The sequence below is a fragment of the Armatimonas sp. genome (assembly GCF_043760365.1).
Taxonomy (GTDB): domain Bacteria; phylum Armatimonadota; class Armatimonadia; order Armatimonadales; family Armatimonadaceae; genus Armatimonas.
Map to the genome: position 1 here is coordinate 1 of NZ_JAYUPA010001059.1, position 7,112 is coordinate 7,112.

Consider the following 7,112-nt stretch of genomic DNA (forward strand, 5'->3'; position numbering starts at 1 on the left):
GGGCTACTTCGCAGGGAAGGCTGCTCGGCTCTACGATACGCCCGACAACGCGATCAGACGCAAGCGGGCGGAGCACTTGGCAATGCAATACGGCGCGACGGCAACGCAGATCGCGCTGGCGTGGCTCCGTAGCCTCCCCCTGCCGACGCTCCCGCTCTTTGGCACCACGAAGGAGGCGCATCTCCAAGAGGCTCTCGGGGCCGCATCTCTCACGCTCACACCCGACGAAGCCGCGTGGCTTACTGAAGGCGATACCAGCGCACCAGCTTGACGGGCGTGCTGAACCAGGCATCTTTCGTATCCGGGGCGGTCTTGCTCACGACGACAAACTTACCCTTGGGGTCGGCATTGATCCAGGTCTTCCCGCCCAGATATGCCAGAATATGCTGCCCACTCTGGGTGACGGCAAGATCCCCAGGATGGAGTTTGGTATAGTCTGCTGTATTGAGCGTGGTGCTCGCGTTGGTCACGTAGGTGCGCGCTGTGTAGCCTTCCCCAATCTCCTTGGCCGACGCGTCGTACCACCAGAGGGCGGCGGCGGAGCGCAGGAGCCCGAGGTCTTTGGTGCGCCAGCCCTCCAAGAAACACGTATCTATCATAGCGCAGCGGATCAGACCAGAGCAATCTATCCCCCACCGGCTCTCGCCTCCCCAGATATACGGGACACCCTCATAGCTCTTGAGCGCGGTGGTGTAGGTTGCCTGCATCCGCACCCCATCAGCATTTCGATAGGGCATCAGCGCCAGCCCGACGGCAGCGGCGAGTGGCAGAAGAAAGACAATCCGCGCGACGACCACGCTCCAGAACAAAAATAAGCCGCCCGCCCAGGCGACAAAGACACTCCCGACAAGAAGCTTGCGCACCAGGCCACTCTGGATGGGAATCAGTGCAAGCACCAGGCAAAGAAGCACCAGCGCTCCCCAAGTGTAGAGCTTAATCCGTCGTCGTTGCCGTCTTGTCGTCATGCGTTTCTTACTCCTGTAAACTACCCAAGCGTCGCCGCAGGCCGCGTTTCCAAACAGCCGAGAGCTCCGGGATCTCTAGCAGACGCTCGATCAGAGCGACATTGATCTCTTTCCCCAGTAGCCCTCGGTTGGCATCGTCTACGGTCAGGCCGTGCTCCGGGCGGCTCTCCAGAGCCAGCATATCACCCGCTTCGACGGCACCGGGAGTGAGAACGCGCACGTACCAGCCCGACTTGCCCGTGGCCATCACAGCTTTGAGAAAGCCCTTAATCCCTAGCTTACGTTCTTGTTTGCTGCACGGAAAGCGCGGCTGTGAGACCTGCACCCGCGCCGTCCCAATAGCGTAAATATCCCCAATACAGACCAGAGTTTCGTCGGCCTCGCTGCCCGTCAGAGTCCAGTTCTCTCCAACAGCTCCCGGCGCAAGCGGAGTGCCATAGACACCACTCCAGTGCTCAAAGTGCGCCAGCGGATGCACACAGACGGCTTGATCTTTGGAGCCATGGTGCTTCGTATCGGCAACTTTATCGCCTACAAGCCCACGCAATTCCAGCGCCACCGAGCCGGTCACTGCCGCCCGATAGATCGCCGTGCGCCACTCCCCCTTACTATCCGTGTGAGTTTGTGGCTGCCCAATCAGCTGCGTGTGAATCGTCTGGCTCATACGGAAAGCCCGTGCTCCCGCAAGACACTCAGGATTGACTCCGTCTCGTGCTCATTGCAGTCCACGAGCGGCAGGCGCACTTTCCCGACGTTCAGGCCAAATGCCCGAAGTGCACACTTGGTCGGGGCGGGCGAGGGAACTGAGAACATCACTTTCGCGACGGGCAGTGTCTTGAGGAAGAGTTCTGCCGCCTTGGCTTGGTTGCCGGCAAACCATGCCTGATGCACCGCCTGAAGCTCCGAGCCAATGACATGCGAGATCACACTTACCACGCCCGCACCACCGAGCGCCAATGTCGAGAGAATCGTGCCATCATCACCAGAGTAGACATCAAAGCTTTCTGGAGTATTCAACATAATATCCCCCACTTGCTGAAGATTCGCCGATGCTTCTTTAATCGCCACGATAGTCGGACAGTCCGCAGCGAGCCTAATCACGGTGGCGGGCTCTAAGTTAGTGATCGTGCGCCCAGGGACATTGTAGAGCATCACGGGCAGCTCCGTGGCGCTCGCCACGGCCTTGAAGTGCTGGTAGAGCCCCTCCTGGCTCGGCTTATTGTAGTAGGGCACGACGGCAAGAAGCGCTCCGGCACCGGCGGCTTTGGCATCGTGCGCGGCCTCGATCACCTCGGCCGTGTTGTTCCCTCCGATGCCCGCGATCACTTTCTCAGAGCCAATCGCGTCCACAATCATCTTCACCAGCGCCGCTTTTTCCTCACGGCTCGTGGTCGGCGACTCGCCCGTCGTGCCATTGATCACCAGCGCATCCGAGCCATTGTCTAAGAGCCACTTCGCCAGCGCCACGGCCTCAACAAAATCAATCGCACCGTGCACCTGAAAAGGTGTCACCATCGCCGTCACCACATACCCCCACCGGGGCCGCATTCCACGCATTAGTTCTCTTCCTCTTTTGTTTCTACAGGGGCCAGTGGCGGCAAGAGCGCCGAGACCACAACCTGCTTCGCAGGCTTTGCAAGTGTTGCCACGCTCTCATCGGCGGCGTAGCGCACGACGCTCTGGTAGCGCCCGTTGCTCGGTTCCCGATGCACCGTCAGCGCCCGCCCGATCACATCCAGCACCCAGTATTCCATACTCCCCGCCCGCGCATACAGCCCCGCCTTGGTCGAGAGATCAAAGGCAAGCGTAGAATCCGATACCTCAGCAACAAGCTCTAAATCTGTTGGAGTGGGAAACGCACTCGTAAAATAGGCAATCGAGCGATTAAGCACAAACACATCAGGCTCAGGAAAGCTCGTGGGATTGTCTTCTGGCGAGACATTTATCGCTGCTTGGGTCTGGACAAAATCCATCGTAAACACCGAAAGACACCAGGCAAAAAGACGACTAATCCCTGCACTATGTGGACGATTCTGTGGCATTTTTCGAATTATCTCTCCCTCAATCAGCTCATATTTTCCTGGAATCAGTAAGCCATCATTCTCAAAGCGCTCACAGTCCTCACGTGTCCAGATAATCCGAAACGGCGCAGGAGCATTTTCGGTAGGTTGTTGAACGGTCTGTGGCATGGCTAAATTACTCCTCGCTGGATCAAAAGTTCGGCGATTTGGTAGCCGTTGAGGGCCGCGCCCTTTAAGATCTGGTCGCCTGCCACAAAGAGATCGAGCGCATTGGGGTGTGAGAGATCCTCGCGAATCCGCCCGACCAAGCACTCGTCACGGCCCGTGGCATCAATGGGCATCGGAAAGTTATTGCCCTCGCGATCGTCTACCAGAATCACGCCAGGAAACGCCGCAATCGCCGCTCGGGCCTCTTCAACGCTGGGCCGCTCTCCGACAAACTCAATATTGACGCTCTCGGAGTGCGCTCGCAGAACTGGGACGCGAATGCACGTCGCGGTGACGGCAAGATTGGGCGCATGGAGAATCTTGCGGGTCTCCTTGACCATCTTCAGCTCCTCTTCGTTGTAGCCCGTCTCGTTAATCGCCGTGTTGTGCGAGAAGAGATTAAAGGCCACCTGGTGCGGAAAGATCTCCTTGGTCGGGGGCTTGCCCGCAAGTAGCTCGCCTGCCTGCACTTCGAGCTCGCGCATCGCCGCTGCACCCGCGCCCGACGCCGCCTGGTAGGTGCTCACCACGACGCGCTTCACAGGCCAGCGATGGTGCAGCGGCGCGAGGGCCATCAGGAGAATAATCGTCGAGCAGTTCGGATTGGCGATAATGCCCTTGTGGAGTAGCACATCGTCGGGGTTCACCTCCGGGACGATCAGCGGCACGTCGGGATCCATACGAAACGCCGACGAGTTATCAATCACGACCGCTCCGGCTTTCACCGCCGCCTGTGCGTACTGCTTCGAGCGCCCCCCGCCCGCCGAGAAAAACGCGATATCGCAGCCCTTAAACGAGTCCTCGGTCAACTCAGTGACGGGAAGTTTCTCGCCCTTAAACGGTATCGTCTTGCCCATCGAACGCGCCGATGCCAGCAGGCTCAGCGAGGCGAGCGGAAAGTCACGCTCCGCCAACAGTTTCAAAAACTCCGCCCCGACCGCGCCCGTCGCGCCCGCCAAGGCAACATGGTATTGCTTCATTGCATACCATGATACCGCGCCCCAAAACTCCGGGCGAGGGGCCGGGGATTGAAATCCCCGTCTCCCAGCAAGGAGCGTCCCGAGGACCCGCAGAACAGACTTCGTCGCCTACGAATACAGATCGGCTTCGGAGAGGCTACGAAGTTCAAGAGCCGCAGGGATGGCAACCATCCCAACCCACTTTTGAAAGTCCATCGGGTCTCGCTCCGACCAATACACTCCTTCGCTAATTGCTGAAAAAACGTCACAGAGAACCTGAGCCGCATCTGTGGAAACGGCAGTCCTCGCAAATCGTGCGGTATGAGCAACGGCACTCGCGATAGGCTCCGCACGGCAGGCATCGCAGTCCATAATCACTCGCCCTTTCCGTCGGGCTTGGGCTGGAGTGATGAGAAGTTGCCAGTCCATAGGTTCAATTCCTTTGTGAACCCACTTGGAGACCGCCTCAATAGTTTGGCTAGGAAGATCGCCCTCGCATTCCAGAGCCACCCACCCATAGAGCACTTTCTGTGAAGCAAGCACACAGAGCCATGTGGCACAGCGGTGGGCAGCATCGCCTATTTCCTGAATCCCAAACGCATCTATGAGCTGAGTTTCGGCCTCAAATTCCTCATAGCCCATTTCATCGTCATCTAGCGACGCCACATAGCTCTCTGCCGCTGCCAAAACGAACTCAATAGTATCTTTATCCATAAACCACCTATGCCGCCTGCGAGAGCTGATGACAAAGCCGCATTAGCTCCGCAGGAGGAACAATTGCCATTGCGTAGGTTTTTCCTTGTGTGTCAGAAAACTCCACGTCGAAGACACCAGGCGCATATTCGTCCACAACAGCCCCCACCTAGCCTCGCACCAGCCCCTCTTCAGGCCGATCCTTCAGAAGCGCAACCACATCAAAAAGTTTGAGTGTATCCATCGTAGTTTTCCGCATAATACCGCGCCTGTCCCAAAGACGGTATAGTTCTCCCACCATGCACCTAATCCTCTTCAGCCCTCGCTTCCACCGCGAGTTCATCGAAGCGGCGCTCACCACGTTTGTCGTCGCCGAGGGCCAGCCTGCATTTTCTGTACAAGACTTTAAGAGTGTCCCGACAACCACCGGGAGCCTCCGCGCACTTCATGGCGCACGACTCGGCGATGTGCCCGAGTTCACCGTCGAATTTCCCAGCGGGACGCTCTACCGCGAGGCACTGATCCAGAAAGCCACGCTCCTCGCGGCGAGCTTTACTTGGGCGCTTTGCTCCTGGAGCTTCAGTTACAGTGAGCACATCACCGCCTTTGTCACGGAGGACGCCACCCTCGCCGATGCACTGACCGCACACTGCGTGGCGCAGGAGCAGACCCGAGACTGGAAGAAGCGCAAGACGCTCGACCATTTGATCCTAGCCCGCTACGATAATCTGACAAATCTAGAAGAACAGCTCAAGGGCGCAATTTTCTTTGACCATGGTATTGAGGGTGAATGGGCGTGGCGGCGGAGCGAGATCGAGCAAAACCCGCCGTACGTACTTCTGCATTGGCTGGCCGATCCTTCAGAGGAGCAGAAAATCGCAGGGCTACGCTGGTGCCAGGAACATGGCAGAAAAACATGGACAGACTCCTACGGACGAACGAACTACGCCCTCCTTGTCTCCTGTAAATCTCGGGCGGCGTTTCATACACTCTGCGGAACCGGACAGGACGACGATCCCATCTACGGCTACATTCTCTCCGGATTGGCAAACCCGAAGGCAATTTTGCGCCAGATCATTGACCAGAACGAGCTACCTCTCAAGCATCCTGAGGAAGAGCGTGAGCGTATTCACCACAGCGATTTGCACGAGCTGGTTCGTTTAGGCCGGACTGCGGGCTGGGCATATGGCTGGGACTGGGGAGGTGGAGCAGGCGAGTACCACGCGACTTTCTGGGCGCACGAGCCCCTGCTAACCTACGACCTCTGGCGCGAACTAGAAACGCTCTCAGAAACGCAGCGCGGAGTGAAGCCGCTAGCACGGTTCTGAGCCGGGGATTTCCAATCCCCGGCATATCCCGCACACCCCCTGGTAAAATAGGCGCATGAACTTGCCGCCCAATCAGAAGCTCGCCGCGCCGGGGAAGTGGCCCGTGGTCGGGGAGAAAGCGCCGCGTGCGGGGGATTTGTCGCCGTGGAACGTGACAGTGCATGGGTTGGTGACGGAGCAGCGGGTGTTTGGTTTAGACGAGCTTCTGAACCTGCCACAGGTGACGCAGGCCCACGATATTCACTGCGTCACGCGCTGGAGTAAGCTCGGGGTTGCGTTTACGGGCTTGTTGCTGACGGACTTACTCGCGCTCTGCGGCGGGCCGCTATCCGAGGCAAAATATATCTCGTTTATCGCACGCTCCGACAGAGAGCATAGTACATCGCTGGTGCTTTCGGAGGCGCTGGGGCTTGGATGCCTGGTCGCCTTCACCGCCGATGGAGCGCCACTGGAAGAAATTCACGGTGGCCCCGTGCGCGTGGTCACTCCAGGGCGCTATTTCTATAAGTCGGTCAAGTGGCTGGAGCGCATAGAGCTACTTAGGGAAGATAGATGGGGGTACTGGGAAGACGAGATCGGTTACCACAACAACGCCGACCCGTGGCGCGAGGAGCGCTACATCACCTCTAGCGTGAACCCCAAAATATTGGAGCGTGCCCTCGCAAGCCGCAACTTTTCGGGGCTGGACCTGCGTGGTGTGGATCTTCGGGGACGCGATCTCACAGGGCTGAAAGCGGCTGACGCCAAGCTCCGCGACGCGCACTTCGAGGGCGCAAACCTCACCCGCGCCGACTTCACCCGCGCCAACCTCTCCAACGCGCACCTAGAAAATGCCAACTGCACCCGCACGAAATTCACCGATGCCGACCTAGAAGGCGCGGCTTTCGAAAACGCCGATCTCACCGACGCCGATCTCACCGGCGCATCCCTCTTCGGCAC

General features: G+C 58.5%; 10 protein-coding genes. 3 read left to right on the forward strand and 7 right to left on the reverse strand.

All coding sequences use genetic code 11. From position 1 onward, the window contains the following. The coding region (locus tag ACH2EH_RS27040) for an aldo/keto reductase (protein WP_395146608.1) at positions 1-271 on the forward strand (271 nt) is incomplete at its 5' end. Here the strand turns inward: ACH2EH_RS27040 and ACH2EH_RS27045 are convergent. From ACH2EH_RS27045 to ACH2EH_RS27075, 7 genes are all read right to left on the reverse strand, one after another. Then, entirely contained in the window at positions 240-965 is a 726-nt protein-coding gene (locus ACH2EH_RS27045; protein WP_395146610.1) for an NlpC/P60 family protein, read from the reverse strand. The genes ACH2EH_RS27040 and ACH2EH_RS27045 overlap by 32 nt on opposite strands. A gap of 7 nt (positions 966-972) precedes the next feature. Beyond that, on the reverse strand, positions 973-1,629 hold the full coding sequence (locus tag ACH2EH_RS27050) for an MOSC domain-containing protein (RefSeq protein WP_395146612.1): 657 nt from the start codon (positions 1,627-1,629) through the stop codon (positions 973-975). Continuing rightward, positions 1,626-2,522, reverse strand: a complete 897-nt coding sequence (dapA, locus tag ACH2EH_RS27055) for a 4-hydroxy-tetrahydrodipicolinate synthase (protein ID WP_395146614.1) — start codon at positions 2,520-2,522, stop codon at positions 1,626-1,628. Before dapA ends, ACH2EH_RS27050 begins: the two co-directional genes overlap by 4 nt. After that, complete coding sequence (locus tag ACH2EH_RS27060; RefSeq protein ID WP_395146616.1) at positions 2,522-3,154, reverse strand: Uma2 family endonuclease; 633 nt, start codon at positions 3,152-3,154, stop codon at positions 2,522-2,524. The genes dapA and ACH2EH_RS27060 overlap by 1 nt, the downstream gene beginning before the upstream one ends. A gap of 2 nt (positions 3,155-3,156) precedes the next feature. Beyond that, the gene (locus ACH2EH_RS27065) at positions 3,157-4,173 is read right to left on the reverse strand and encodes an aspartate-semialdehyde dehydrogenase (RefSeq protein ID WP_395146618.1); all 1,017 of its coding nucleotides are present in this window, start codon (positions 4,171-4,173) and stop codon (positions 3,157-3,159) included. Positions 4,174-4,281: 108 nt separating this feature from the next. Further along, positions 4,282-4,866: a hypothetical protein gene (locus ACH2EH_RS27070; protein ID WP_395146620.1), complete on the reverse strand. Its 585-nt coding sequence runs from the start codon at positions 4,864-4,866 to the stop codon at positions 4,282-4,284. Positions 4,867-4,873: 7 nt separating this feature from the next. Next, positions 4,874-5,002 (reverse strand): DUF4926 domain-containing protein, encoded by a 129-nt coding sequence (locus tag ACH2EH_RS27075; protein WP_395146622.1) that lies wholly within the window; start codon positions 5,000-5,002, stop codon positions 4,874-4,876. 142 nt (positions 5,003-5,144) lie between these two features. Between ACH2EH_RS27075 and ACH2EH_RS27080 the strand changes: the two genes are divergently transcribed. Together ACH2EH_RS27080 and ACH2EH_RS27085 are read left to right on the forward strand one after the other, a co-directional pair. Beyond that, positions 5,145-6,173 (forward strand): hypothetical protein, encoded by a 1,029-nt coding sequence (locus ACH2EH_RS27080; protein ID WP_395146624.1) that lies wholly within the window; start codon positions 5,145-5,147, stop codon positions 6,171-6,173. 55 nt (positions 6,174-6,228) lie between these two features. Next, the coding region (locus tag ACH2EH_RS27085) for a molybdopterin-dependent oxidoreductase (RefSeq protein ID WP_395146625.1) at positions 6,229-7,112 on the forward strand (884 nt) is incomplete at its 3' end.